Here is a 25,053-nt window from a genome sequence, read left to right on the forward strand (position 1 = left end):
GACCGTCACTCCAGGTGCGGACGCGGCGGGGTGCGTGCGCAGGCGACCCACCCCACCACGTCCTTCCGACCGGCCGCTCCCAGGTCACGGGCGCGCGGACGACCTACATGTCAGTAAGACTTGTTGCCGAGAACGTCGAACTCCGCGGCTTCCTCGTCGACCTGACCCAGGTCCCAGCTGATCTCCATGAATCTTCACCTCCTCCTGTGGTGCGTGGAATCTAGGCGGGGTCGGAGCTCTGGCGCATCTCGCAGATTGCTCAACTGGTTCACGTGCTGTCGGCATCGGTGTTATCGGCCCGCCCCATTCGGCGAACCACGGTGAGCATGAGGGCGGCTCCGGTCCGGTCATCGTCACGACCGCGGCGCCTGGAACTCGCGCCACGGTGTGGCCGAGGTCATGGATGCCTCCCAGGCCAGGCCGCGTTACGTTCGCGGGTGGGTGTCCAGGCTGAGGGCGAGCAGGGCGACTTGGTCGATATGGGCTGGTTCGGGCTGGTAGAGGCTCAGGCGGGTGGACGAGTGGTCCAGGTACCACACCTGGTGCTCCATCCTCAGGTCGCCAACCGCCGGATGGTGGAAGACCTTGTGGCTGGACCGGCGCGGCCGGACGTGGTGCCGGTCCCACAGCCGCCGGAAGTCGGCGCTGGCCGCGGCGAGTTCCTCGCGCACCTGGCGCAGGTCGGCCGCGTCCGGGTCGGCGCTCGTCCAATGGTGCAGGTTCGCCACGCCCATGGCCGCCGCCCCCTCCCAGTCCCCCAGCACCGAGCGCGCGGCCGGGTGGAGAAAGGTGTAGCGCACCGTGTTGCGGCGCCGCGCCGGCCACTCGCCCAGGCCCGCGTGCAGGGCGAGGCCCTCCGGGTTGGCGGCGAGCACGTCGCCGTTACGCGCCAGCAGCAGCGCGGGCCAGGGACGGACCCGCTCCAGCAGGTCGAGCGCGGGACGTGACGCCGACGGCGCCGGTTGCGGCCGTGTGGTGCGGCGGCCCGCCGCGTAGTCGGTGAGCCGGCCGAGATGGTCGCGTTCGTCCGGATCCAGCCGCAGCGCGGCGGCCAGTGCCTCGACGACGGCCGGGCCGGGGTTGCGCTCGCGGCCCTGCTCCAGCCGCGTGTAGTAGTCGACGCTGAGCCCGGCCAGCGCGGCGAGTTCCTCCCGGCACAGCCCCGGCGTGCGCCGCCGTCCGACGGTGGCGGGCAGACCGGCCTGCGCGGGGCTCACGCGCGCACGCCGGGCGCGCAGGAACTCCCCCAAGGGGTTGGACTGCGGCATCCGCCCATTCTGGCAGCCATCCGCCGCCTTCAGCCTGGCCGTGTCACTGCCAGGTACCACGCGGCCTGGTGCGCCCCGGTGGGCCCGATCAAGGGTGGACCTATGAGGGAAGTCCCACAACCGGTACAACCGGTACAACCGGCACAAACGGCAGGATCGGCACCACAGGCACGATCGGGGCGATCAACAGGCTCGGCACGGTCCGCGGGATCGGCGCCATCGGCACGGCCGGCCCGGTGGAAGCTGTGGCTGCTGGTAGTCGTCACGCTGTACCCGATCATCACCATCAGCGTGGCGCTCGCCGCGCCCCTGCTGGATCGGTTGCCGCCGGCCGCCCGGTTCGCGATCATCGTGCCGGTCATGGTGGCACTCATGCTGTGGGTCGTCGTGCCCCTGCTGCACCGGGTCTTCGGCTCCTGGCTGGCGCGGTGATCGACCGGGTGGCCGGGTGGACGCCACCGCGCTGGAGGTCGTCGCCGACGTGAAGCCGGCCCGCAAGAACGCCGATCGTCACCGGTGGGCTAACGGCGGCCGGCCTATCAGGCGCGGTCGTGGAGAGTGACTTGGTAGCCGTCGGGGTCGGCGAAGGTGAAGGTCCGGCCGAAGGGGCCGTCGATCGGTGCGGAGACGATGGTGTGACCGTCGGCGACGAGAGCATCGTGGATGGCCTGGACGTCGGTGGCGTGGAGCCAGATCGCGGCACCGATGCCGGGCTGGGCGACGGACGCGAGATCGGTGCCGGGAACGACGTCGCGGAGGGCGAACGCGATCGGCTTCGTCTCGAAGACGACGGCGTGCGGAGGTCCGGCCTGCGAGCGGACGAGGCCGAGGTACCGCTCGTAGAACGCCTGCGAAGCGTCGAGGTCGCGTGCCTGGAGCGAGATGAAGTCGGGGCCGGTGGCGGGCATGGTGATGCTCCTTCTCTTCGTGTCAGATTTCTGACACAGACCAACGTATGTCAGAATCCTGACATGAGTCAAAACGGTGCCGGCGTCGACCTGGACAAATCACTGGGCTACCTGCTGAAAGAGGCGTCGAGCGCCCTGCGCGCAGCCATGGAGGAGGTGCTGCGGCCACTCGGGATGAGCGTGACGCACTACTCCTGCCTCGAGCTGCTGGCTCAACGGCCGGGCTTGTCGAACTCCGAGCTCGCGCGTGGCGCGTTCGTGACACGGCAGTCGATGAACGTGCTGCTCCAGGCCCTGGAACGAGACGGCTACGTGACCAGGCCCGCGGAGGCACCCGTCGGGAAGGTCCTCCCCGCGCGGCTCACGCCTCGCGGCCGACGGAGCCTGGAGAAGGCGTCCGCAGCGGTCCGGTCCGTCGAGGTCAGAATGCTGGGCGGCATGACCGAGGCCGAGCAGTCAGACGCGTTCCGGATCCTGCAGAGCATGATCCATTCCCTGCGCGACGGCGACGACGATGCATAGCTCGTTCCCCGGCGCACGTCTCGTGGCATCCGGACAGCAGTGCGGCCGAGCACGGAGAACCGCGCAGGCGACCTCGAACCCCTACAGCCCCCGACTACGCCCTCTTCCGCGATGAGCCTGCCAATGGCACCTCCACGCGTCTACCGGCCACCTGGTGTCTGTCGGCGGTCTGGTCGTGCGTACTTGTGGGTGGGCTAACGGCGGCCGACCACGACGGACCCGCACGGGTGGGCTCTCAGACCTCTTCCAGTCCGAAGCCGGACACGTCCGGGCCCGCCGTCTACAAGCGGCGCTCACGGGTGGGTAAAGAGGCCGTCAAAGCGATGCTTTAGCGTGATCGCTATGAAGGCGGCGGCTCGGTATCTGTGCTGGCTGGCCTGGGCTCAGAAGGGTCGGGTCGGGCTGGGGGCGGCGCTGGGGACCCTCTGGATGGTGGGTCTGACGCTCCCGCCGTACCTGTTGTCGAGGGCGATCGACGACGAACTGGCGCCCGGCTGGGTGCCGGCGCTGCTCGGGGCGGGCCTGGTCAACGCCTGGCTGGCGATGTCGCGGCACCGTACGATGACCAAGATCCGGATGGACGCCAACTTCCGCACCGTGCGCGCCCTGGTCGAGCAGATCAACAAGCTGGGCGCCGACCTGCCCAAGCGCGCTTCGGCGGGCGACGTGGTGACGATCGCCATCGGCGACGTCATCGCCATCGCCGCCTCGCTGACGGTGACCGGCCCCGGCGTGGGCGCGGTGATCAGCTACGGCGTGGTGGCGGCGCTGCTGCTGCGGGTCTCCGTGGTGCTGGCCGTGGTGGTGCTGCTGGGCGTCCCGCTGCTGGCGATCCTGCTCGGCCCGTTGCTCGGGCGGCTGATGAAGGTGCAGAACGGCTACCGCGAGGCGCAGGGCACGCTGACCACCCGCCTGGTCGACCTGATCGAGGGGCTGCGGGTGCTCAACGCCTTCGGCGGCAAGGGCGCCTACGCCGCGCGGTACCGCGCCGACTCGGCGAGCCTGCGCGAGCAGGGCTACCGGGTGGCGTCGCTGACGAGCTGGGTCGGCGCGCTGGGCGCCGGACTGCCCGCGCTGTTCCTGGCCGCCGTCACCTGGCTGGGCGCCCGGCTGGCCGCCGAGGGGGCGATCACGGTGGGCGAACTGGTCGGGGTGTACGGGTACATCGCCATGCTGGTGGTGCCGGTCTCCTTCTTCATCGAGGGCAGCTTCCAGATCAGCCACGGCCTGGTCGCCGCCCGCCAGGTCACCCGCTTCCTCGCGCTGCGCGCCGGGGAGCGGCCCCGCCCCGCCGGGCCGGACATCGCGCCGGGGACCCTGGTGGGGCTGGTCAGCGCCCGGCCCGAGGAGAGCGTGGCGCTGCTCGAAGGGCTGGGCGGGTTCGACGGCACATCTCTGATCGCCGACCACGACGCCGCCCTGTTCGCGGGCACCTGCGCGAGGTCCTCCAGGGCCGGGGCGAGGCGGACGACGAAGCCGTCCACCGGGCCGTGCGCGTCGCCGCGGCGCAGGACGTCGTCGCGGGGCTACGCCACGGGCTCGACTCGATGATCGAACCCGGCGGCCGCAACCTGTCGGGCGGCCAGCGTCAGCGCGTGCGCCTGGCCCGGGCACTGCTCGCCGAGCCCGAGGTGCTGCTGGCCGTGGAGCCCACCTCCGCGCTGGACGCGCACACCGAGTCCCTCCTCGCGGGGCGGCTCCGTACGGCACGCGCCGGCCGTACGACCGTCGTGGCCACCACCTCGCCGCTGCTGCTCGCCCAGGCCGACCAGGTGCTGTTCGTCGAGGACGGGCGGGTGGTCGCCTCCGGCACCCACCGCGAGCTGATGGAGTCCACCCCCGCCTACCGATCGGTGCTCGCATGAACCGCGACCTGCCCATCGCCGACCGGCGGCAGGTACGGCGGGCCGCCCTGCGCCTGGTCAGGCGCGACGTGCCGGGCTTCGTCGCGACGCTGCTGCTCAACAGCCTGGCGGCGTCCGCGGCGCTGGTCAGCCCGTGGCTGCTGGGCCGCATCATCGACTCCATCAGCGCCGGAGGCACGGTCGACCTGCTCGCCGCGATCGCCGTGGGCGCGGCGCTGGCCCAGCTCGTCCTGTCCAGGTACGCCGAGAAGATCGGCACCCGTTTCAGCGAGCGCGTCCAGGAACACATCCGCGGCGAACTCCTGGACCGCGTGCTGGCCCTGCCCGCCGCCACGGTCGAGCACATCCGCACCGGCGACCTGACCGCCCGCGGAACCACCGACGTGGCCGTCGTCGGCCGCACTCTACGCGACGCCGCCCCCGCGATCCTCGTATCCGGCCTGCAGGCGCTCTTCCTGATCGTCGCCGTCTTCCTGGTCGACCCGGTCCTGGGCGCCTGCGGCCTGCTCGCGCCGGCCGGCATCGTGGCCGCCTCCCGCTGGTACCTTCGCCGCGCCCGCCCCGCCTACCTGGAGGAGGGCGCCGCCCGCTCGGAGCTGGCCGAGCACCTGGCCGCCAACGCCGCGGGCGCCCGCACCATCGAGGCACTGGGCCTTCAGGCCAAGCGCACGCGGGCGGCGGAACGGGTGATCGAGCGCGCCCGGGCCGCACAACTGCGGACCCTCTTCCTGCGCAGCGTGCTCTGGCCCTCGGTGGAGGTCTCCTCGCTGCTGCCGCCCGTGCTGGTACTGCTGCTCGGCGGGGTGCTCCTGGGCCGTGGCCAGGTCACGCTGGGCGCGGTCGTCACCTGCGTGCTCTACCTGCGCCAGCTCGGCCAGCCGATCGAGACGATCCTGATCTGGCTGGAGCAGCTGCAGAGCAGCGGCGCCTCCTTCGCCAGGGTCGAGGGCCTCGCGACACCGGCACGGGAGGAGGCCGCCGCCGCGGCGCCGCAGGGCGACCGCATCGAGGCGCGCGGCGTGCACTTCGCCTACGAAGGCGGCGACGACGTGGTGACCGGCGTCGACCTGACCGTACGGCCCGGCGAGCGCCTGGCCGTCGTCGGCCCCTCGGGAGCCGGCAAGTCCACCCTGGGCAAGCTGCTGGCCGGCATCGACCGTCCCCGCCTGGGCACGGTCACCGTCGGCTCGGTGCCCGTCGCCGACCTCTCCCCCGCCCAACTCCGCGAGCACGTCGTCCTGGTCACCCAAGAACAGCACCTGTTCCTCGGCACCGTCCGCGACAACCTTCTGCTGGCCGATCCGACGGCCGGCGACGACCGCCTGGGCAAAGCGCTGGCGGCGGTCGGCGCCGACTGGGTCGCCTCGCTCGACGACGAGCTGGAGCCCCGGTCGTCCGGCTCCCCCCTCGGCCCGGACCGGGTCCAGCAGCTCGCCCTGGCCAGGGTCATCCTGGCCGACCCGCACACCGTCATCCTCGACGAGGCCACCGCCATGCTCGACCCCCACGCGGCCAGGCGCGCCGAACGCTCGCTCGCCGCCGTCCTGGAGGGGCGGACCGTCATCGCGATCGCCCACCGCCTGCACACGGCCCGCGACGCCGACCGGGTGGTGGTCATGGACAACGGCCAGGTGGTGGAGGTCGGAGCCCACGAGGAGCTGGTCACGGCCGGCGGGGTGTACGAGGCGCTGTGGAGGTCGTGGCACGGCTCGCGGAATGTCGGCGCCGAAGACGATTCTCCTCAACACTGACCGGTGAAGCCGGGAGACGATTCCGGCCGAGAGTATCCACGCGAAGAGCCCGAGATCACTCTCCAGGTCCCTCACGCAGCACACGGACACGCGGGCCGTTGAGGGGTGGCATGGCTGAGGTGTGTTGAGCCCACCCGTGCAGGTCCGTCGTGGTTACTCGCCGTTAGCCCACCCCAGAACTACGCAACCACCGAGCGAAGCAATACGGAACCGCGCGGAACAAGCGGAACAAATCTCGCCTCCCCGCGCCTGCCGACCACCCGTCAGCGTCTTACGTCTTCCAACGTCCAAACCGGCGCCTTCGCCCATCGGCGACCCAACAGCACCCCGCGCCTAATAGAGCCCACCCGTGCAGGTCCGTCATGGTTGCTCACCGTGAGCCCACCCCAGAACTACGCAACCACCGAGCGAAGCAACGCGGAACCGCGCGGAACAAGCGGAACAAATCTCGCCTCCGCGCCTGTCGGCCTGCCGTCAGGGTCTTGCGTCCCGACGTTCAAACCGGCGCCTTCGCCCATCGGCGTTCCATCAGTGCCTCGTGCCTATGGGCGTTCCGTCGGCGCATCGTGTCTATCGGCGTTCCATCAGCGTCTTGCGGCCACCGACTTCTAGCGGTCACCTCGTGTCTGTCGGCGTTCCATTGGTGCGTACTTCTGGGTGGGCTTACGGCGGCCGGCCACGACGGACTCGCACGGGTGGGCTCTCAGACCTCTTCCTGTCCCAAGCCGCCAAGCCCAGAGCCACGATCAGGGGGGAACAGCCCTGGATGCCCCCATACGGCCCGGAGGCCCGATCCCCCCTGCAGGGATCGGGCCTCCGGGTGTTCGGGGTGGGGTGGGTCAGCGGCGGGGGGCGCGGATGCCGCGGAATTCCCAGTCGCCGCCGAAGGCGGTGGAGAGGACTTCCTCCGAGGTGGTGGGCTGGGCGCCGCAGTCGTCGCGGATGGGGGTGGGGCCGGGCACGATGTGGTTGGAGAGTTTGCCGAGGCCTTCGGCCTCGACCTCGACCACGTCGCCGGGCTTGACGGGGCGCGAGCCGGCGGGGGTGCCGGACAGCAGGACGTCCCCGGGGAACAGGGTGATGGTGCGGGCGATGTCGGCGACGAGGTAGTGCATGTCCCACTCCATCTCGTCGGTGGAGCCCTCCTGCGCGACGTGGCCGTTGACGTAGGTGCGCAGGGCCTTGCCACGGAAGTCCCAGCCGGTGACGAGGCCGGGGCCGAGGGGGCACAGCGTGTCGGAGCCCTTGACGCGCAGCATCGAGCCGGCGTCGGTGTCGCGGAAGTCGTGCAGGCCGTAGTCGTTGGCGATGGTGTACCCGGCGATGTGGTCGCCGGCCTCGGCGGGCGAGACGTTGCGCGTCGTGCGGCCGATGACGATCGCGATCTCGCCCTCGTAGTTGAGGTATTCGCACCGTTCTGGCCGGACGACCGCGCCCTTGTGGGCGTTGAGCGCCGAGGTCGGCTTGTGGAAGTACGTCGGCGCGGGCGGCAGCGTGGTCATGAACTCGGTCACCCGGCTGCGGTGGTTCAGGTGCACGGCGATGATCTTCGTCGGCTCGCACGGCGGCAGGTGGACGGCGTCCTCCACGCCGACCACGCGGCCGTCGGCGCTCACCAGCTCGTCCCCTTCGCGGCGCACCTGGGTGACGGCGCCGTCCAGCAGGATCCTGCGGTACTCGGGCATCAGGGACCTTTCACAACGGCGGGGCCGGAATTCCGGCTCACGAGGAGGCGGCGGGGACGGTGGGGCGCGGGGCGGGGAAGCCGCCTTCGGGCCGGTCGAACCACAGCAGCGCCTGGCCGGTGCCGACGGAGTTCTCGTACTCGCCGTACTGCCGCGCGGCGGCGGTGCAGTCACCCTCCCCCAGGGCGCCGGCCAGCATCAGGTAGTGGCGGAAGCCGGCCTCGGGCTTGTACCGGGCGAACTCCGGCATCGTGTCCAGCACGCGGGCGTGGTCGCCGGCCTTGAACCAGGCGATCCGCTCCAGGTCGGCCCGCCTGGCCCCGTCGGAGAAGATGTGGGCGGGGTCGGACGACTCGTGGTCGCGCAGCTCGCGCAGCGGCCAGAAAGTGTGCGACAGGGCTCCGGAGGCGATGAGCAGCACCTTGCGGTCGGATTCGCGGATCGCCTCGCCGAGCGCCCGGCCGAGCCGCAGGTGGTCCTCCATGTCCCCGGTCTGGCAGACGCCGATGGACAGCCACGGCTTCTCCGGCAGCCCGAGGTAGGTCCACAGGTTGATCGTCGCGTAGTAGATCGGCAGGTAGGGGTCGTCGATCGCGGTGATCCAGGTGTGGTGCTCGCCGGCCTTGGCGGCGATGGCGCGGGCGAGTTCCTGGTCGCCGGGGAAGTCGTAGGGCATGCGGCACATGCCCCGCGGCAGTTCCTCGGAGGTGAACAGCCCGGCCCTGTGCTGCTGGGCGGTGACGACGAACTCCACCGTCGTGGCCCAGTGCGAGTCCAGGACGATGACCGCGTCGTGCTCGACGGTGTCGAAGACCTCCTGGCGGAGCTGCCGCAGGCCGGTGACCAGGGTGATCTCCTTGCCCTCGTTCAGCTCGCGCCGGGTGGCCTCGGGCAGCACGATGGTCGGCACGTGGGCCAGCAGGCCCGCTCCGGCTACCTCGCCCATGGCGCGGTCACCGTGTTCTTGACGTCGCAGTAGAAGTCGAAGCTCCAGTCGCCGCCCTCGCGGCCGACGCCGGAGTGGCGGGCGCCGCCGAAGGGGGCCCGCAGGTCGCGGACGAAGAAGCAGTTCACCCAGACGGTGCCGGCGACCAGGCGGGACGAGACGCGCTCGGCGCGCTCGGGCGAGCCGGTGACCAGGGTGGCGGCGAGACCGAAGCGCGTGCCGTTGGCCTCGTCGACGGCCTCGTCCTCGGTGCGGAAGGTCTGCAGGGTGAGGACGGGCCCGAAGACCTCCTCGGTGAGGATCTCGCTGCCGGGCGCGGCGCCGGTGAGCAGCGTGGGCCGGTAGTAGAGGCCGCCGAGGTCGGTGTTGGGGCCGCCGCCGATGAGCGGCTTGGCCCCGGCGTCCAGGGCCCTGCGGACGAACCCGTCGACGCGGGCGACGTGCTTGCGGTGGATGTTGGGGCCGACGTCGGTGGCCTGGTCGCGCGGGTCGCCCTGGACGAGCGTGCCCGCCTTGGCGACGAACCGGGCGGTGAACTCCTCGGCGATCGACTCCTCGACCAGCAGCCGGGTGCCGGCCAGGCACACCTGCCCGGCGTTGTCGTACTGCTCCACGGCCAGGTCGACGGCGAGGTCCAGGTCGGCGTCGGCGAAGACGACGAGCGGGGACTTGCCGCCGAGCTCCAGCGACATCGGGGTCAGGTTGGGCGCGACGGCGGCGGCGATCCGCTGGGCGGTGGGCACCGAGCCGGTGAAGCTGACCCGCTTGACCCGCGGGTCGGCGACGAGGGCGGCGCCGGCCTCCTCGCCGTACCCCTGGACGACGTTGAAGACGCCGTCGGGCAGGCCGGCCTCGACGGTGATGCCGGCCAGCAGAGAGGCGGTGAGCGGGGTCCACTCGGCGGGCTTGAGCACCACCGTGTTGCCGGCGGCGAGCGCCGGGGCGATCTTCCAGGTGGCGAGCATGAGCGGCGCGTTCCACGGGGTGATCAGCGCGCACACCCCGGCCGGGTCCCAGCTCACGTGGTTGCGGTGGCCCCGGGTCTCGAAGTCGTCGTGGCCCAGGGTGAGCAGGTGGTCGGCGAAGAACCGGAAGTTGTGCGCCACGCGGGGCATCACGCCGCGCAGGTGGGAGCGCAGCAGCGCTCCGTTGTCGGTGGTCTCGACGATCGCGAGTTGCTCCAGCCGCCGCTCCACGCCGTCGGCGATCGCGTGCAGCAGCCGGGCGCGCTCCTCGCGTGTGGTGCGCGCCCAGGCGGGGAAGGCGGCGTGCGCCGCGCGCACGGCTTCTGCGGCCTCGTCCGCGCCTCCCCGGGCGATCTCGGCGATCACCTGCTCGTCGATGGGCGAGACGTCCTCGAAGGTGCGGGTGGAGGAGACGCGTTCGCCTCCGATCCAGTGCCTGCCTTCGACCTCGACTCCGGCGACAGTGGGCATGCATGCCTCCCAATCGTTTGTACCCAAACAAAATTAGGACGTACGTCGCGATCCGGTCAAGGCACCCGTACCTCCCACTCGGCGTCAGGATATCGTTTGGCCTCAAACAAGCATCTGTGAGGAGGCCGGGATGCCCCGCCGACCGATCATCGCGATCCCTTCCCGCTTCGCCGCCCAGACCACGGCGCTGCGGTACGCGGCCGTCGTCACCGCGCGCGCCCTCGCCGACGCCGTGCTGCGCGCGGGCGCGGAGCCGTTCCTCATGCACCCCGGCGACGCCGCGGAGGCCGCGTCCCGGCTGTGGCTCGCCGACGGGGTGCTGCTGCCCGGCGGCGGCGACCTCGCCCCCACGACGTACGGGGAGGGCGTCGCGCACGACACCGTCTACGACGTGGACGACGCCCAGGACGCCTTCGACCTCGCCGTGGCCCGGCACGCGCTGGAGACGGGCCTGCCCCTCCTCGCCGTCTGCCGCGGGCTGCAGGTGGTGAACGTCGCGCTCGGCGGGCGGCTGCGCCAGCACATGGAGCCCGCGCACCGCCACCTGGTCCACCCGGTCGCCGTCCGGCCGGGCTCGCTGCTGGCCGAGGTCACCGGCACCGGGAAGATCGATGCGTCCTGCTTCCACCACCAGTGCGTCTCCGTCCCCGGCGCCGGGCTGGTCGCCTCGGCCCACGCCGCCGACGGCACCGCCGAGGCGTACGAACTGGCCGAGCCGCGCGGCTGGTTCCTCGGCGTCCAGTGGCACCCCGAGGACACCGCCGGCGAGGACCCCGCCAACCAGCGCCTGTTCGACGCCCTGACCCACGCCGCCGCGCGCCGCTGAGCCCGGCTCAGGTGGCGCGCCGCCTGCCGCCCCTGCGCGGCGGGACGGGCGTCTTGGCGCGCAGGTGGGCGCGGCGCTGCTCGCCGTGCGTCTCCAGGTGCGTGACGATGCGGCGCAGCGTGTCGGCCAGGCGCGTGGACTCCTCGCCGTCCAGGGCCTCCACCACGAACGCCTCCTCCTCGTTGAAGGCGGGGAAGAGGTGCTCCATCAGCGCGAGGCCCTCCGGCGTCAGGCGCAGCAGCGCCAGGCGGCCGTCGTCGGGGTGCTGGAGGCGCTGGACCAGGCCCCGCGACTCCAGCGTCTTGATGATGCCGGTCAGCGTCCCCTTGGAGATTCCCGCCTCGGCGGCGACGTGCCGGGTCTCGATCTCCTCCCATATCCACACCACCCACAGGACGACGAACCCGCTCCAGGTGAGGGAGGCCCCCCGCAGGGCGGAGTTCTCCAGATGCTGCCGGACGATGGCGGCCGCCCGGTGCAGGTTGGACACGGCGACCAGTGCCTCGCGGCTGATCGGCATCGAGCCGAGCCTGCGGGTGACCGCCTGCTCGGTCTCGGTCAACGAGAAGTGCGCGGGCACGCGTGCTCCTTCTGGTGTCGGACACGCGACGGCGCGCCCTGCTTTCGTGAAGAGTCTCCGGACGCCGGCGCGCCCGGCCGTGTGGACTCGCCCCCCATTTGTACACGCACCACCCCGGCGGGGGAGAACGCCCATCGGGTACGGGCGTGCTTTAGGGGTCGATCACCGCATTTCAGTCGCCGTAAAGGACGAAACCCGCCCATAACCGGGGATCCGGATGGTCCACCCGGATCCGGTGCTGGGCGGCGCGCAGGGCGGCGAGCGGCGACGCCCCGGCCGTCAGGTGCTCGTGGAAGACGCGCATGAGCCGGGCGGCGAGGTGGTCGTTGACCGCCCACAGGCTCAGCAGGACGTGGCGCGCCCCGGCGGTCGCGAAGGCGTGCGCGAGCCCGAGAATGCCGTCGCCCGCGTGCGCCTCTCCCCTGCCGGTGTCGCAGGCCGACAGCACGACCAGCTCCGTCGCCCTGAGGTCGAGCGCGAGGATGTCCTCGCCGGTGACGAACCCCGGAGGGTCGGGGGTGTTGGCCCCGGCCAGGGCCACGCCGCAGCGCAGCAGGGGACGCGGGGCGGCGTACCAGGGCACGCGGCGGCGCGGCACGCCCTCGGGCGCGGGCTCGGCGTCCCACATCGCCCACAGCCCCGAGGACGCGCCGCCGGGGGCGTCCAGGAAGAAGCCGTGGGTGGCCAGGTGCAGGACGCGGGGGGACCGTGCTCCGAGCACCGCCGCCCGGGTCGCCTCGGCTCCCAGCAGCGGGCTCACGCCCAGCAGCCGCGCCACCGCCTTGGCCTCCCGCACCGTCCCCGGCAAGGCCGCGAACGCGATCCCCGCCACCCGCGCCACCCCGTCCGTCGCGTCGTCCGGCACGTCGTCCGGCACGTCGTCCGTCGCGTCGTCCGGCGGGGCGTGGCCGAAGTCGGGGCCGCCGATGACGAGAGGGTCTCCGGGCGGGCCCGTGCGGGGGCCGCCGCCGAGCAGCGTGCGCGCCGCGGTGAGGTAGCTCAGCGACAGCCGGTCCACCAGCGGCACGCCGTCGGGGCCGGTGAGGATCTCCCAGGGCACCAGCCCGAGCGCGCCGTCGGGCGCGACGTACAGGCGGCGGACGTCCACGCCGTCCAACGCCGCCAGCAGCGGCCCGGCCAGCATCCCGGACAACTCCCCGAGCACATCGGACACCCCGGACGCGCCCCCGGAAGCCGCGGCCACGATTCCTGAGGACACGGACACGTCCCCGGGCGCGGCCACGACTCCTGGAGACCCGGGCACGTCCCGGGGAGGCGCGGGCACGTCTGGGGCAGGCGCGTGGTTCCAGTGGCGGATCGCGGTGTCGATGGGGGCGGCGGGGCCGAAGCGGATCAGCCGTGCCTCGCCGGCCGCCAGCAGGTAGCCCAGGTACTCGGCGTGCTCGGGGCCCCGGCTCACCCCGGCGCGCAGGTCGAAGGGCACCCACCGGAACAGCTCCAGCAGCGCCGCGCCGGCGGGCAGCGCGCCGAGGACCGCGGCGGGGGTGGCGTGCCGGGCGCGGGCGCGCAGCGCCTCCTCGGGGACGCCGTCGGCCAGGCGCGCCTCCAGTTCCTCCTGCCGCTCGTACAGCGCGGCGAGCTCGGACACGAGCGCGCCCTCGGGGTGCCCGGTGGTCGCGGCGAGGATGCGCCCGCTGACCTCCCGAAGCTCCTCCCAGCTCTCCCGGGCGCGGGAGGTGTGGAGCACGGCGAACGCCTCGCGCAGGCCGCCCTTGCGGCGGAGCACGGCGGCGAGCCCGGTCGCGGTGGCCCGGGGGTCGTGGCCCTCGGCGGCGAGCGCGACCGTCAGCTCGACGTGCAGCGAGGCGGCCAGCCTGTCCATGATCGCGCCGTGCACGTCCCTGCCGCCCGCGCCGAAGGACGTCCACTGGATGCGCGCCTCGGCGGCGGTGGCCCGCGTGACGAGGTCGAGCGCGCGGCCGTGCTCTCCGGTGGCGGAGCTCAGCGCCGCCGCCAGGACGAGGGTCTGCGCGGTCTGCAGGTGGCCGGGCCCGAACGCGGCGGCCGACTCCTGTTCCAGGCGTTCCAGCCGCCGGGACGCCTCGGCCAGGTCGCCCGCCATGTACGCCGTGAGGGCGAGGCCGTGCCCGGCGACGACGGCCGGTCCCCCGGACACCACGCCGTCGAGGCCGGCGAGCACGCGGTGCGCCTCGGCGGGGTCGCCGCGGTCGGCGGCGATGGCGGCCCGCACGATCGTGGCCGCGACCCGCTCGGACTGGTGTCCCGGCACGCCGCTCCAGAAGTCCTCCACCTGCCCGATCAGGTGTTCGGCGGCCTCCAGGTCGCCGGTCCCGCGCTTGATGAGCGCGGCGGTGACGCGCATCCGCGCGAGCGCGGCGCCGTGGACGGCGGGCACGGCCGCGGCGGCGGCCATCGCCTCGTCGGCCAGGGAGCCGGCGCGGTACCGGTCGCCGAGGTCGCGATGAATGAGGGCGATGTCGATCAGTATCTGGGGTTCCAGCACCGCCGCGTCGTCCCGGGCGGCCCGGACGACGGCGAGGGCGGTGCGGTAGGAGCGCAGGGCGTCGCGCGGGAGCCCGGCCTCGGCCTCGGCGGCGCCGAGCCCCGCGTGGAGCAGCGCCGCCGCGAAGGGCGGCACGCCCGGGGCGGAAGTGACGAGGTCCCCGTGGAGCAGCGCCGCCGCGAAGGGCGGCGCGCCGGGGGCGGAGGTGATGAGGGCGACGGCGGCGCGCATGTCCTCCAGCGCCGCGGTGTGCCGTCCGGCGATGCCCTGGACGGCCGCGTGCTGGCCGAGCAGCAGCGCCCGCGCGTGCGGCTCGGCGTCCGGCAGCCCGTCCAGAACGCGCCGCGCCGCGGAGATCCGCTCCGCCGCCGCGTCGAGGTCGCCCTCGGCGATGTCGACGGAGGCGAGCGCCGCCAGGACGAAGGCGGTGCGCTCGTCGTCGGGCCCGAACGTGTCCGTGGCGGCCCGGAGCGCGAGCAGCGCGGTGAACCGCGCCTTGCGGAAGTCTCCGGCGAGCATGTGCTCCTGGGCCGTCATCAGCGTCTTCCGGTAGGCGTGGAAGACGACGGCCCCGCCCAGGCGGCGGAGCATCCGGCGTAACATGCGCCTCCTCGGGGCCCGGCACGCGCCGCGGGTCTCGCATGCTTCATCGGCCCTCCGGCCGGATCCGCTACACGGCCCGCCCGGCGGTCACCGCACGGCCGCCCGGACCGCGTCCCCACCCCGGCCGCCCCGACCGTACGGCAGGAGCGGCGGCGTCAGGCAGAGGTGCCGCGTTCGAGCAGGGTGCCGCCGTTCCAGACGACGCCCACCTGGCGGTAGTAGCCGCCGATGATCTCGTCCACGGTGAGGCCGGCCAGTTCCTCGGTGGGAGCGTCGAACAGCTCCAGTTCGGCGTCCCCGGCCCAGGCCTGGCCGCCCTCGAACTCCGCCGCCCCGCTGCTGATGAGCTCGTCCAGGGCGGGGGCCGCGCCCGGCTCGATGGAGGGCAGCCAGCGGTTGTGGGCCATGGGGTGGCCGTTGACGAACCCGGCGGACGGGCTGGGCTCGCGCAGGCGGACGACGGCCTGCGCGAGGCGACGGTCGGCGGCGGCGAGGGTGGCGCCGAAGCGGCCTCCGGCGCCGATGCGCGGGGCCGCCTGGCCGAAGGGGTGGGGGCGGGTCATGTGGATGGAGCCGAGCTTCTTGGGGTAGCCCTGGTGCAGGCCGCGGGCGATGGCGAAGTCCTTGTCGACCCAGATGTAGACGCAGCGCGAGTAGGTGCGGCCCTGGTAGGAGCAGCGCACGACCACGAAGCACTCCTTGTACTGGGAGCGGACGGGGTCGAGCAGTTCCTCCCCTCCCTCGGAGCAGGACTGCCAGTCGGCCCAGATGACGGCGACCGCCCCGGGGTCCTCCTCGGCGAGCGAGAGGGGGTCGGGCAGCAGCTCGGCGACCTTGGCGGGGTCGGTGCGGTATTCGACGGTGAGCAGGTCCCCGGAGTAGTACCACGGCGGGGCCGGGACCAGCGAGGAGCGGCCGGTCGCCGTCCGTGGGGTGAAAAAGCCGCGTACCGTGGACATGGCGCCTCCCGACCTCGGAACCCTCGACTGTTTGGGCCCATACGATTTCCTACACGATAGGGCGCGGACGGTCCCTCTGTCACCAGGGGCCACCTTGTGGCTCCGAGGACGCGACGCGTATTGTTCGCACCCAAACGACATTGTCCAGGACAGCGGGAGGCCATGTGAGCGCCGAATCGGTGGAGGCGATCGTCGAGCGGCTCGCGCGCGACGGCGTCGACGTCGTCCGGATCGGCTACCCCGACCTCATCGGCACCGAGCGGGGCAAGGACGTCCTGCTGGAGCAGTTGCCCGAGGTCGCCGAGCGCGGGGTGGCGTTCTGCCGGGCCGTGTACTACACCTCCCCGCGCGGCGACACGGTGCCCGTGCCGGGCGGCCTGGACCGCGGCCTGCCGGACATCACCATCAAGCCGGACCTGTCCACGCTGGTGAACCTCCCCTGGGAGCCGGGCGTGGCGCACTGCCTGGGCGACGCGTTCCTCCCCGAGACCGGCGAGCCCTTCACCGAGTCCCCGCGCGCCGTGCTGGGCTCGGTCGCCGCGCGGCTCGGCGAGCTCGGCCTCACCGGCGTGGCCGGCCCCGAGCTGGAGTACTTCCTGCTGGAGCCGGACGGCCCCGGCTGGCGGCGGTACGACGACGCGACCGGCAACGTGTACGTGACGGGGCGCAAGGGCGACCGCGGCTCCCACCTGCTGCGCAGCCTGCGCCTGCTGCGCGACCTCGGCATCGGCGCGACCATGGGCAACCACGAGTTCTCCGGCGGCCAGTTCGAGATCAACCTGCGCCACTCCGAGGCCCCCGACGCCGCCGACCGCGCGTTCCGCTTCAAGTCCGCGATCAAGGAGCTGGCGCGGCAGGACGGCCTCATGGCGACGTTCATGGCGCGGCCGTTCACCGACGAGGGCGGGTCCGGCTTCCACGTGCACATCTCCTGCGTGGACGGCGACGGCCGCAACGTCTTCGACGACCCGGGCTCCTCCTACGGGCTCTCCTCCACCGCCCTGCACGCGATCGGCGGCATCCTCGCGCACGCGCCCGCCCTGGCCGCGCTGCTCACCCCGACGATCAACTCCTACAAGCGGCTCGGCCCCGACTCGCTGGCCCCCTGGCTGGCCGACTGGGGGCTGGACAACCGCAGCGCCATGGTGCGCGTGCCGCCCGAGCGCGGTCCGGGCAGCCGCGTCGAAGTCCGGCTCGGCGACGCCTCGGCCAACCCCTACCTCGGGATCGCGGGGCTGCTCGCCGCCGTGTACCTGGGCATCCGCGACCGCGTCGAGCCGCCGGGCCCGCTGTCGGGGTACGGCTACGACCCGGCCAAGGCGCCGGTGCTGCCCGAGTCGCTACCGGAGGCGCTGGACGCCTTCGAGGCCGATGCGGCGCTGCTGGAGGTGCTCGGCAAGGAGTTCGCCACGGCCTACGTCGCCTACAGGCGCCACGAGGTCCACCGGTTCTCCCGGCACGTCACCGACTGGGAGTTCCAGGAGTACGCCTACCACCTGTAGGCGGCGCCGGGACGGGGGCCCGGGGTCAGTCCTTCCACCTGTAGGCGGCGCCGGGACGGGGGCCCGGGGTCAGTCCTTGCGGCCGACCCCGCCCACGACCCACACCGACTCGGCGCCGTGGATGATCGGGCCGTCCGGGCGCCACCAGGGGATGTACACCAGGCCGGGCTCGACGAGCGCGAGCCCGTCCATGTAGCGGTCCACCTCGGCCTTGGTGCGGAGGCCGCCCGCCCGGGTCGGCCCCTCGACCGCGCCCCTGTCCTCGAACATGACGGCCATCTCGGTGGTCGACTCGGGCATCAGGTCGGACACGGGGTGCGAGATCGCCAGGTAGCTGCCCGGCGGGACGGCCTCACGCAGCCCCTCGACCATGCGCGCGGCCACGGCGTCGTCGGTGATGTCCTGGAGGATGCCGAACAGCAGGACCGCCACGGGCTGGTCGAGGTCGATGATGTCGGTCAGCGCCGGGTGGGCCAGCAGCTTCTCGGGGTCGCGCGCGTCGGCCTCGATCACGGCGGTGATGCCGTCGTCCTGCAGGATGGCCTGGCCGTGCACCACGACCATGGGGTCGTTGTCGATGTAAGCCACCCGGGCGCCGGGGGCCACCGACTGCGCGATCTCGTGCACGTTGCCCTGGGTGGGCAGGCCGCAGCCGATGTCGATGAACTGCCGGATGCCGGCCTCGCCCGCGAGGTACCGCACCGCGCGGCCGAGGAAGCGACGTCCCTCGTGCCACAGCAGGGAGAGGTTGGGGATGATCGCCATCGCGGCCTCGGCCGCCTCGCGGTCGACCGCGAAGTTGTCCTTGCCGCCGAGGATGTAGTCGGCGACCCGGCCCATGTTCGGCGAGGTGGTGTCGAGCTTCGGCCGCGCCGGAGTTGACGATGGCACCGCGTCCTCCATGGAGCTGATCCCCCTTTTCGCTGGAGATTATCGGCTTTCCGAATCATCCGCCACGCAACTGGCCGGTATGTCCGTGAGTCGCGTCTTACGAGAAGATGCTGCGCAAACCGGCCGCGAGGCGCTCGAAGTCGCTTTCCCTGTTGTAGACCTGCGCCGACACCCGCAACAGGCCCGCGTCAGGCCACGCTTTCACCCCGGCCCGGCAGCCGCATGTGTGGAAGATCTCATTGCTCAACGCCTCCGCCGCGTCATAGGTCACCGCGACGCCGCGCGGCAGGCGCAGGACGCGCATGGACAGCTCCGCGTCGCCCCGCCACGCCGCCAGCCCGGTGGCCTCCGCGACGATCCGCTGGCCGCGCAGGGCGAGCGCGGCGTTGCGCTCCCGGGTCTCGGCGGCGCCGAGCTCCTCCAGCACCCGCAGTCCGTACGGCGCGGCGAGCCAGGCAGTGTGGTCGCGGGTGCCCTGGAACTCCACGCTGGAGGGGAAGCCCTCTTCGAGGGCGAAGGAGGCGATGACCGGCTCCACACGCGCGCGCCAGGCCGGCGCCACCGCCAGCACCCCGCACGGCCGGGGCGCGAACGCCCACTTGTGCAGGTTGCCCGTCCAGAAGTCCGCGCCGATCGCGCCGAGGTCGACCTCCAGCATGCCGGGCGCGTGCGCGGCGTCCACGACGGTGACCACGCCGAGCGCGCGAAGCCCTTCGACGAGGCGGCGCACGGGCAGCAGCCGCGCGGTGCTGGAGGTGACGTGGTCGAAGATCGCGACCTTCGTGCGCGGGGTCACGGCCGCGAGGAAGGCCGCGGCGGCGTCCTCCGCCGACCACTCGCCGTCCGAGCGGCCCGGCAGGGTGACCGTGTCCACCTCCGCGCCGGCACGGCCGGCCCTGCGGCGCGCGGCGATGCCGACGGCCCCGTAGGCGTGGTCGCAGACGAGGATCCGGTCGCCGGGCGCGAGCGGCACCGAGTCGAGCGCGACGGCGACGCCCTCGGTGACGTTCTCCACGAACGCCAGCCCGCCGGGGTCGGCGCCGAGGAACGCGGCCACCTCCTCCCTGGCCTTGGCCACGCGCTCCCCCAGGGTCGCGTGGTAGGCGTCGGGGTCCCGGTCGGCCTCGGCGCGGAACTCGTCCTGGCGCCGCCGCACGACCGCGGGCACCGCGCCGAACGAGCCGTGGTTGAGGTGGGCGACGGACGGATCCAGACGGAAATCCTCGGCGTTCACACAACGGACCCTAACTCCTCGCCCGCGCCCGGAGCCGCCGGCGCGGGCGTCCGGCGACACGGCCGCATCGCCCGCACGCATCAATAACGCTACCTCTCATTCAACAAAGGGAATTCGGGAAAAGTGACACCGAATGCCCGCCTTGCTCTGCCGGGATTCACCGTTTACCATCACATTGTCATAGATCAGATAATCCGGTGTCACACCGATTCCGTCCCCGGCAGATCCGGTCGCACCGATAAACGAATATGCGTAACGCGTCTGCCTGACGCGACGACCCGCGGAACCGACCGACATATCGGGCGACTCCTCGCAGGTAGTAGCGGGATTCGCAGCCGGCCGGCCGCCGTCGGCGCCCTTCGCGAGCCCGCCATCAGCCGTCGCAGGCCCCCCATTCCGACCGGTTCCCATACCACTGATAAACCGCCGTGCCATTTTCCCTGATTTCGCCGCCCGGCGTCCGCGACGCCATCGGACGCGACACCGGCCCGGCGACCTCCAGGCGAGCGCGCCGCGCATAGCAGGAACGAAGCGGGAACCAAGGAGATCGCATGACGCCGAAAAGACGCACGGCCATGGTCGCCGCGCTGCTTCTGCTGCCCGCCTGCTCCGGGGCGACCAGAGGTGGCGACGGAGGCGACGAGGGCGGGTCCGGGCGCCAGGTGCTGCGCGTCCTGACGGTCAACATGCCACGCTCGCTGGACCCGGTGGACATCGACGCCCAGCGCATGCCGGAGAACGGCCTGGCCGACACGCTCGTCGTGCAGAACGACGACGCCACCCTGCGGCCGGGGCTGGCGACCCGGTGGCGACTGCTCAAGCCCACGCTGTGGGAGTTCGACATCCGGCCGGGCGTGAGGTTCTGGAGCGGGGCGCCCGCCGACGCCGCCGCCGTCAAGGCGTCGTTCGAACGGCACCAGAGGAGGAACACCCGCGTGAAGTCCCTGCTGAGCGGCCTGGAGTTCGTCGCGGCCGGCCCCACGACCCTCCGCGTCCGCACCGGCAAGCCCGTCCCGGGCCTGCCTTTCCAGCTGTCCTTCTTCGCGCTGGGCGTGCACAACGCCGCCGAGGCGGAGCGGCGGGGCGAGGACTTCAAGCGGCACCCGGACCTGACCGGTTTCATGAAGCCCGTACGGTTCGTCCCCGGCGAGACGCTGGTGGCCGAGGCCAACCCCCACTACTGGGGCCTCCCGCCGGGCGGGTCTCGTCTCAAGGGCATCGAGGCACGTCTCGGCGCGGACTCCCAAGGCCGGACGCTCGCGCTGCGCGCCGGCGACGCCGACGCGGACTACAACATGGAGATCGACCAGCAGGCGCAGTACGAACGGGCCAGGCCGGCCTTCCAGGTGTACGCGACCGTGCCCACCACGCGGAACATCTGGCTCAACCTCGGGAAGGCACCCGCGCTGCGGGACCGGGCGGTCCGGACGGCGCTCGACCTGGCCGCCGACAGGAGGGCGCTCATCGACGGCCTCAACCACGGGTACGCCCGGCCGGCCACGGGGCACTTCCCCGCCGGGCTGCCGTACGCGATCACCACCGGCACGCGCACCGACGTCGAGAAGGCGAAGTCCGTGCTGGACGCGGCCGGCTGGGTGCCCGGCCCCGACGGCGTCCGGGCCAGAGGCGGCACACGGCTGCACTTCAGGATCCTCACCTACGCGGTGTTCCAGCCCCTCGCCATCGCGCTGCAGAGCCAGTGGCGGCGCATCGGCGTCGGCACCGAACTGGCCCCGGTGGAGACCACCGCGTCCAACCAGATGATGCTCGACGGCGACTTCGAGATCGCCACGTACTGCTCCTGCGGCAGCGCCACCGGGGACATCGCCGGGCAGCTCCGCGCCTTCTACCGCACCGGCGTGGTGACGAACTACGGCGGCTACTCCAACCCCGACGCGGACCGGCTGATCGACGAGCTGGGCACGGAGTTCGACCAGGGGCGTCAGTACGCACTGGCCAAGAGGATCCAGGAGATCGTGCGCGGGGACGTGGCGCTGCTCTACCTGTACGCCTCGACACAGTGGGGGGCGGCCTACACCGGCCGGGTGCGCGGGGTCGATCCGAAGCTCTCCAAGCGGGTCGTGCCCGGCATGTGGATCGCAGGGTAGGGGCGCCGCCGTGCCGCGGTACGTCGCGCTGCGCCTGGCCGCCACCATGCCCGTCCTCGCCGGCGTGTCGATCGTGTTGTTCGCGTTGATCCGGTTGATCCCCGGCGACCCGAGCCACGCGATCCTGATGTCCATGGCCGACCCCGGCGCCGACATGAGCCGGCTGCGGGAGGACCTCAGGACGCTGCGGGCCGAGCTCGGGCTGGACCGGCCGTACGCGACGCAGTATCTTTCCTGGCTCGGCGGCATCCTGTCGGGCGACCTCGGCACGTCCATGCGCAGCGGCGAGCCGGTCCTTCGGGAGATCCTGGCCCGGGCCCCCGCCACCGCGGAGCTGGCCGGCGCCGCGCTCGTCGTGATGGTCGTGGTCGCGGCGCCGACCGCGATCGCCGGAGCGGTACGGCACGGAGGCCTGGCCGACCGCGTAGGCCGCGTCGTCGCCCTCGCCGGGGTCTGCGTCCCCGGTTTCCTGTCCGGGATGCTGTTCGTCTACGCGTTCGCGGTCGGGCCCGGGTGGCTGCCCACGTCCGGCAGGGGCGGTCTCGCGCACCTGGTCCTGCCCGGCCTGACCCTCGGGCTGGCGCTGGCGGGCGGCACGTCCCGGCTGCTGCGGGCCGGCCTGCTCGACGCGCTCTCGCAGACCTACATCGTCACCGCCGAGGCCAAGGGCCTGCCGTGGCGGGTGATCGTCCTGCGGCACGCGCTGCGCAACGCGCTGCCGCCGGTGCTCACCAACTCCGGCCTGCTCGCCGGCGGCCTGCTCGGCGGCTCGGTGATCGTGGAGACGGTGTTCTCCTGGCCGGGGGTCGGCCGGTACATCGTCGACGCGATCGGCGGCCGCGACTATCCCGTGATCCAGGGGTTCACGCTGGTCATGACCCTGACCTACGTCGCGGTCAACCTCCTGACCGACATCGGCTACCGCGTCCTGGACCCGCGGGTGCGGGTCGAGGGCACGCGGCCCTGACCGGAGAGGAACGACGTCATGGACGCCCGTGCCAGGCGGCGGCTGCTGCGGATCCCCCGCCGCGACCCCGTCGCCGGACTGCTGCTGGCCGGGCTGCTGCTCGCCGTCCTGGTGATGGCCGCGGCCCCGCTGCTCATCGGCGCCGACCCGCTCGCGGTGGACTACGGGCAGGCGGGGTCGCCGCCGTCGGCCGCGCATCCCCTCGGCACCGACAGCTTCGGCAGGGACGTGCTGGCCCGGGTCGTCCACGGGGGTCGGGCCTCCCTGTCCACGGCCGGGCTGGTGGTCCTGATCACGGTGACGACGGGGGCGGTCGTCGGGGCCGTCGGCGGCTATCTCGGCGGCTGGGCCGATCTGGTCATCACCCGGATCATTGACGTGTTCCTCGCGTTCCCCCGGCTCGTGCTGGCGATCGCCGTCGCCGCGCTGGTCGACGGGGGGCTCGGCGGGCTGGTCCTCGCCCTGTGCGCCGTGTCCTGGCCCGGCCACGCCCGCGTCGTGCGGGGTTACGCCATGCGGTTGCGCGACGAGGGGTACGTGGTCGCGGCCAGGTGCGCGGGCGCCTCCCACTGGCGGATCCTGTGGTCGCACGTGCTCGGCACCGTGCTCGGGCCGGTGGTGATCCTCGCGATGGTGGACGTCGGCGAGGTCATCATCGGCGTCGCCGGGCTGTCCTTCCTCGGCCTCGGCGTGCGGCCGCCATCGCCGGAGTGGGGCGGCATGCTGAACGAGGCGCGCGCGTTCATGGAGGACCAGCCATGGACGTTCCTCGGTCCCGGCGCGGCCATCTGTTTCGTCGTGCTCGCCGTCACCTACGTCGGCGACGCGATCCGCGACGGCCTCGACCCGCGCAGGCCGCGGCTGCCGGAGCGCCGCCGCCGGGCCGCCGCGCCGCCGAGGGAGGAGGCCCCGCCATCCGGCGCCGGGCACACCGTCCCGGTGCTCGCGCGCGTGCGCGACCTGGCCGTCACCGCCGGCGGCGACCGGATCCTGTCCGGCGCGTCCCTGGAGATCCGCGCGGGTGAGTGCGTCGGCCTGATCGGCGCGAGCGGGTCGGGCAAGTCGACGCTCGCCCACGTGCTGATGGGCCTGCAGCGGCCCCCGCTGGCGGTCGAGGCGGGCGCCGTGGAGCTGTTCGGCCAGGACACCGGCGGATGGGGCCGGGAGGACTGGAGGCGGGTGCGCGGCCGGCACGTCGGGCTGGTCACGCAGGACCCGCTCAACGCGCTCAACCCCGTGCTCACCGTCGGGGCCCAGCTCACCGAGGCCGTACGCGCCCATCACCGGGCGTCCAGGGCGCGGGCCCGCGCGGTGGCGCTGGAGACGCTCGCCCTGGTACGGCTGCCCGGCCCGCTGGAGCGCGCCTATCCGCACCAGCTCAGCGGCGGCATGCGGCAGCGCGTCGCGATCGCCATGGCCCTGGTCAACCGGCCACGCCTGCTGATCTGCGACGAGCCGACGACCGCGCTGGACGTCAGCACGCAGGCGCGCATCCTGGAGGAGCTCGCCGCGCTGCGCGCGACCCTCGGCATCGGCATGCTGTTCATCTCCCACGACCTGCGGCTCGTCACCCAGGTCGCCGAACGCGTCGCCGTGCTCCACGAAGGGCGGGTCGTCGAGTACGGCGAGGTCGGGACGGTCGTCGGATCGCCACGGCATCCCTGCACCAGGCGGCTCGTCGCGGCGGTCCCGGGCACGGGCGTCGCGGGGAGCCCGCGGTGCTGACGGTCGGCGGCCTCGGCAAGACCTACGGGCGGGTGGCGGTGCTCCACGACGTCGGCCTGGAGGTCGGCCCCGGTGAGGCCGTCGGCCTGATCGGCGTGTCCGGCGCGGGCAAGACCACCCTCGCGCGGTGCGTCGTCGGCCAGGAGTCGCCGACGCGCGGCGAGGTCCGCTGGGACGGCGCGCTCGTCCGGCGGTCGCTGTGGCGGTCCCGCGGGGAACGAGCCTGGCGGCGGCACATCCAGATGGTGTTCCAGGATCCGCGCGCCGCCCTCGACCCGCGGTGGACGGTCGCGCGCAGCCTCATGGAACCGATGCGCAACCTGCGGCCGGACCTGGCACGCGGCGACGAGGCGCTGGCGGACCTGCTCGGGCAGGTGGGGCTGGACGCCGGTCACCTGCGCCGTTATCCGCACGAGCTGAGCACCGGGCAGTGTCAGCGGGTGTGCGTCGCCAGGGCACTCGCCCCCGAGCCGCGGCTTCTCGTCCTCGACGAGCCGTTGTCCGCGCTGGACCTTCCCGTCCAGGCGCAGATCGTCGGCCTGCTGAAGGGCCTCGCCCGGCGGCGCGGGCTGAGCTACCTGTTCATCTCCCACGACATCGCCGCCGTCGGCGAACTCTGCCGGCGCGTCCTCGTCCTGGAGGCCGGACGGGTGGTGGAGGAGGGAAGGGCCCGCGATGTGCTCACCCGGCCCGCGCACCCGTACACCCGGGCCCTGGTGACCGACACGCCGGTGCTGCGCGCCACCCCGCGACCGCCGGCCGGGCCGGGCCGCTGATCGCCTCGGTGGGGAG

Annotated in this window: 21 protein-coding genes; 11 read left to right on the forward strand and 10 right to left on the reverse strand. The window is 73.0% G+C overall.

From position 1 onward, the window contains the following. Window positions 1-425 precede the first annotated feature (425 nt). Window positions 426-1,268 carry a helix-turn-helix transcriptional regulator gene (locus BJ982_RS29520; protein WP_184885426.1) on the reverse strand — a complete coding sequence of 281 codons (843 nt, stop codon included), beginning with the start codon at window positions 1,266-1,268 and terminating at the stop codon, window positions 426-428. Window positions 1,269-1,370: 102 nt separating this feature from the next. Here BJ982_RS29520 and BJ982_RS41120 point away from each other — a divergent pair, with 102 nt between their 5' ends. Continuing rightward, on the forward strand, window positions 1,371-1,700 hold the full coding sequence (locus BJ982_RS41120; protein ID WP_507763464.1) for a putative antibiotic biosynthesis monooxygenase: 330 nt from the start codon (window positions 1,371-1,373) through the stop codon (window positions 1,698-1,700). 107 nt (window positions 1,701-1,807) lie between these two features. Here the strand turns inward: BJ982_RS41120 and BJ982_RS29530 are convergent, their stop codons facing one another. Continuing rightward, complete coding sequence (locus BJ982_RS29530; RefSeq protein WP_184612472.1) at window positions 1,808-2,176, reverse strand: VOC family protein; 369 nt, start codon at window positions 2,174-2,176, stop codon at window positions 1,808-1,810. Window positions 2,177-2,239: 63 nt separating this feature from the next. On the opposite strand from BJ982_RS29530, the gene BJ982_RS29535 reads away from it, so the two are divergent. The 4 genes from BJ982_RS29535 to BJ982_RS29545 all read left to right on the forward strand — a co-directional run bounded on the left by BJ982_RS29535 (window position 2,240) and on the right by BJ982_RS29545 (window position 6,314). Beyond that, on the forward strand, window positions 2,240-2,698 hold the full coding sequence (locus BJ982_RS29535; RefSeq protein WP_184885430.1) for a MarR family winged helix-turn-helix transcriptional regulator: 459 nt from the start codon (window positions 2,240-2,242) through the stop codon (window positions 2,696-2,698). Between the two features lie 429 nt (window positions 2,699-3,127). Continuing rightward, window positions 3,128-4,249, forward strand: a complete 1,122-nt coding sequence (locus BJ982_RS29540; RefSeq protein ID WP_239122978.1) for an ABC transporter transmembrane domain-containing protein — start codon at window positions 3,128-3,130, stop codon at window positions 4,247-4,249. Further along, on the forward strand, window positions 4,246-4,563 hold the full coding sequence (locus BJ982_RS39865) for an ATP-binding cassette domain-containing protein (RefSeq protein WP_239122977.1): 318 nt from the start codon (window positions 4,246-4,248) through the stop codon (window positions 4,561-4,563). The genes BJ982_RS29540 and BJ982_RS39865 overlap by 4 nt, the downstream gene beginning before the upstream one ends. Next, window positions 4,560-6,314 carry an ABC transporter ATP-binding protein gene (locus BJ982_RS29545; RefSeq protein ID WP_184885432.1) on the forward strand — a complete coding sequence of 585 codons (1,755 nt, stop codon included), beginning with the start codon at window positions 4,560-4,562 and terminating at the stop codon, window positions 6,312-6,314. Before BJ982_RS39865 ends, BJ982_RS29545 begins: the two co-directional genes overlap by 4 nt. 839 nt (window positions 6,315-7,153) lie before the next feature. Here the strand turns inward: BJ982_RS29545 and BJ982_RS29550 are convergent. The 3 genes from BJ982_RS29550 to BJ982_RS29560 are packed head-to-tail and all read right to left on the reverse strand — an operon-like array spanning window position 7,154 to window position 10,381. Beyond that, complete coding sequence (locus tag BJ982_RS29550) at window positions 7,154-7,999, reverse strand: fumarylacetoacetate hydrolase family protein (protein ID WP_184885434.1); 846 nt, start codon at window positions 7,997-7,999, stop codon at window positions 7,154-7,156. Between the two features lie 37 nt (window positions 8,000-8,036). After that, window positions 8,037-8,945 (reverse strand): DODA-type extradiol aromatic ring-opening family dioxygenase, encoded by a 909-nt coding sequence (locus tag BJ982_RS29555; RefSeq protein WP_184885436.1) that lies wholly within the window; start codon window positions 8,943-8,945, stop codon window positions 8,037-8,039. Continuing rightward, the gene (locus tag BJ982_RS29560; protein ID WP_184885438.1) at window positions 8,933-10,381 is read right to left on the reverse strand and encodes an aldehyde dehydrogenase; all 1,449 of its coding nucleotides are present in this window, start codon (window positions 10,379-10,381) and stop codon (window positions 8,933-8,935) included. The genes BJ982_RS29555 and BJ982_RS29560 overlap by 13 nt, the downstream gene beginning before the upstream one ends. Before the next feature lie 130 nt (window positions 10,382-10,511). On the opposite strand from BJ982_RS29560, the gene BJ982_RS29565 reads away from it, so the two are divergent. Next, window positions 10,512-11,207, forward strand: a complete 696-nt coding sequence (locus BJ982_RS29565; protein WP_184885440.1) for a gamma-glutamyl-gamma-aminobutyrate hydrolase family protein — start codon at window positions 10,512-10,514, stop codon at window positions 11,205-11,207. Window positions 11,208-11,214: 7 nt separating this feature from the next. Here the strand turns inward: BJ982_RS29565 and BJ982_RS29570 are convergent, their stop codons facing one another. From BJ982_RS29570 to BJ982_RS29580, 3 genes are all read right to left on the reverse strand, one after another. Next, window positions 11,215-11,787, reverse strand: a complete 573-nt coding sequence (locus BJ982_RS29570) for a MarR family winged helix-turn-helix transcriptional regulator (RefSeq protein ID WP_184885441.1) — start codon at window positions 11,785-11,787, stop codon at window positions 11,215-11,217. Between the two features lie 172 nt (window positions 11,788-11,959). Continuing rightward, complete coding sequence (locus BJ982_RS29575) at window positions 11,960-14,863, reverse strand: CHAT domain-containing protein (RefSeq protein ID WP_184885442.1); 2,904 nt, start codon at window positions 14,861-14,863, stop codon at window positions 11,960-11,962. A 167-nt stretch (window positions 14,864-15,030) separates the two neighbouring features. Continuing rightward, window positions 15,031-15,834, reverse strand: coding sequence for an acetoacetate decarboxylase family protein (locus tag BJ982_RS29580; RefSeq protein ID WP_184885443.1), 804 nt, complete (start codon window positions 15,832-15,834; stop codon window positions 15,031-15,033). Between the two features lie 164 nt (window positions 15,835-15,998). On the opposite strand from BJ982_RS29580, the gene BJ982_RS29585 reads away from it, so the two are divergent. Further along, window positions 15,999-17,336 (forward strand): glutamine synthetase family protein, encoded by a 1,338-nt coding sequence (locus BJ982_RS29585; protein WP_184885444.1) that lies wholly within the window; start codon window positions 15,999-16,001, stop codon window positions 17,334-17,336. A 69-nt stretch (window positions 17,337-17,405) separates the two neighbouring features. Here the strand turns inward: BJ982_RS29585 and BJ982_RS29590 are convergent, their stop codons facing one another. Together BJ982_RS29590 and BJ982_RS29595 are read right to left on the reverse strand one after the other, a co-directional pair. Beyond that, window positions 17,406-18,227, reverse strand: coding sequence for an SAM-dependent methyltransferase (locus BJ982_RS29590; RefSeq protein ID WP_239122976.1), 822 nt, complete (start codon window positions 18,225-18,227; stop codon window positions 17,406-17,408). Between the two features lie 97 nt (window positions 18,228-18,324). After that, window positions 18,325-19,461, reverse strand: coding sequence for an aminotransferase class V-fold PLP-dependent enzyme (locus BJ982_RS29595; RefSeq protein ID WP_203959070.1), 1,137 nt, complete (start codon window positions 19,459-19,461; stop codon window positions 18,325-18,327). A gap of 551 nt (window positions 19,462-20,012) precedes the next feature. Here BJ982_RS29595 and BJ982_RS29600 point away from each other — a divergent pair. The 4 genes from BJ982_RS29600 to BJ982_RS29615 are packed head-to-tail and all read left to right on the forward strand — an operon-like array spanning window position 20,013 to window position 25,037. Next, a complete protein-coding gene (locus tag BJ982_RS29600) occupies window positions 20,013-21,569 on the forward strand; it encodes an ABC transporter substrate-binding protein (RefSeq protein WP_184885447.1) in 1,557 nt (518 codons plus the stop codon). A 10-nt stretch (window positions 21,570-21,579) separates the two neighbouring features. Continuing rightward, window positions 21,580-22,536, forward strand: a complete 957-nt coding sequence (locus BJ982_RS29605) for an ABC transporter permease (protein ID WP_203959069.1) — start codon at window positions 21,580-21,582, stop codon at window positions 22,534-22,536. Window positions 22,537-22,554: 18 nt separating this feature from the next. Further along, complete coding sequence (locus tag BJ982_RS29610; RefSeq protein ID WP_184885448.1) at window positions 22,555-24,261, forward strand: dipeptide/oligopeptide/nickel ABC transporter permease/ATP-binding protein; 1,707 nt, start codon at window positions 22,555-22,557, stop codon at window positions 24,259-24,261. Continuing rightward, window positions 24,255-25,037 carry an ABC transporter ATP-binding protein gene (locus BJ982_RS29615; protein ID WP_184885450.1) on the forward strand — a complete coding sequence of 261 codons (783 nt, stop codon included), beginning with the start codon at window positions 24,255-24,257 and terminating at the stop codon, window positions 25,035-25,037. Before BJ982_RS29610 ends, BJ982_RS29615 begins: the two co-directional genes overlap by 7 nt. Window positions 25,038-25,053: the final 16 nt, after the last annotated feature.

The organism is Sphaerisporangium siamense, from assembly GCF_014205275.1.
Classification (GTDB): Bacteria; Actinomycetota; Actinomycetes; order Streptosporangiales; family Streptosporangiaceae; genus Sphaerisporangium; species Sphaerisporangium siamense.

What these genes read in the sequence shown, in the direction of transcription:
- BJ982_RS29520 (WP_184885426.1), bottom strand. Translation starts at nt 1,268, where the DNA reads ATGCCGCAGTCCAACCCCTTGGGGGAGTTCCTGCGCGCCCGGCGTGCG.
- BJ982_RS41120 (WP_507763464.1), top strand. Translation starts at nt 1,371, where the DNA reads ATGAGGGAAGTCCCACAACCGGTACAACCGGTACAACCGGCACAAACG.
- BJ982_RS29530 (WP_184612472.1), bottom strand. Translation starts at nt 2,176, where the DNA reads ATGCCCGCCACCGGCCCCGACTTCATCTCGCTCCAGGCACGCGACCTC.
- BJ982_RS29535 (WP_184885430.1), top strand. Translation starts at nt 2,240, where the DNA reads ATGAGTCAAAACGGTGCCGGCGTCGACCTGGACAAATCACTGGGCTAC.
- BJ982_RS29540 (WP_239122978.1), top strand. Translation starts at nt 3,128, where the DNA reads ATGGTGGGTCTGACGCTCCCGCCGTACCTGTTGTCGAGGGCGATCGAC.
- BJ982_RS39865 (WP_239122977.1), top strand. Translation starts at nt 4,246, where the DNA reads ATGATCGAACCCGGCGGCCGCAACCTGTCGGGCGGCCAGCGTCAGCGC.
- BJ982_RS29545 (WP_184885432.1), top strand. Translation starts at nt 4,560, where the DNA reads ATGAACCGCGACCTGCCCATCGCCGACCGGCGGCAGGTACGGCGGGCC.
- BJ982_RS29550 (WP_184885434.1), bottom strand. Translation starts at nt 7,999, where the DNA reads ATGCCCGAGTACCGCAGGATCCTGCTGGACGGCGCCGTCACCCAGGTG.
- BJ982_RS29555 (WP_184885436.1), bottom strand. Translation starts at nt 8,945, where the DNA reads ATGGGCGAGGTAGCCGGAGCGGGCCTGCTGGCCCACGTGCCGACCATC.
- BJ982_RS29560 (WP_184885438.1), bottom strand. Translation starts at nt 10,381, where the DNA reads ATGCCCACTGTCGCCGGAGTCGAGGTCGAAGGCAGGCACTGGATCGGA.
- BJ982_RS29565 (WP_184885440.1), top strand. Translation starts at nt 10,512, where the DNA reads ATGCCCCGCCGACCGATCATCGCGATCCCTTCCCGCTTCGCCGCCCAG.
- BJ982_RS29575 (WP_184885442.1), bottom strand. Translation starts at nt 14,863, where the DNA reads ATGCTCCGCCGCCTGGGCGGGGCCGTCGTCTTCCACGCCTACCGGAAG.
- BJ982_RS29580 (WP_184885443.1), bottom strand. Translation starts at nt 15,834, where the DNA reads ATGTCCACGGTACGCGGCTTTTTCACCCCACGGACGGCGACCGGCCGC.
- BJ982_RS29600 (WP_184885447.1), top strand. Translation starts at nt 20,013, where the DNA reads ATGACGCCGAAAAGACGCACGGCCATGGTCGCCGCGCTGCTTCTGCTG.
- BJ982_RS29610 (WP_184885448.1), top strand. Translation starts at nt 22,555, where the DNA reads ATGGACGCCCGTGCCAGGCGGCGGCTGCTGCGGATCCCCCGCCGCGAC.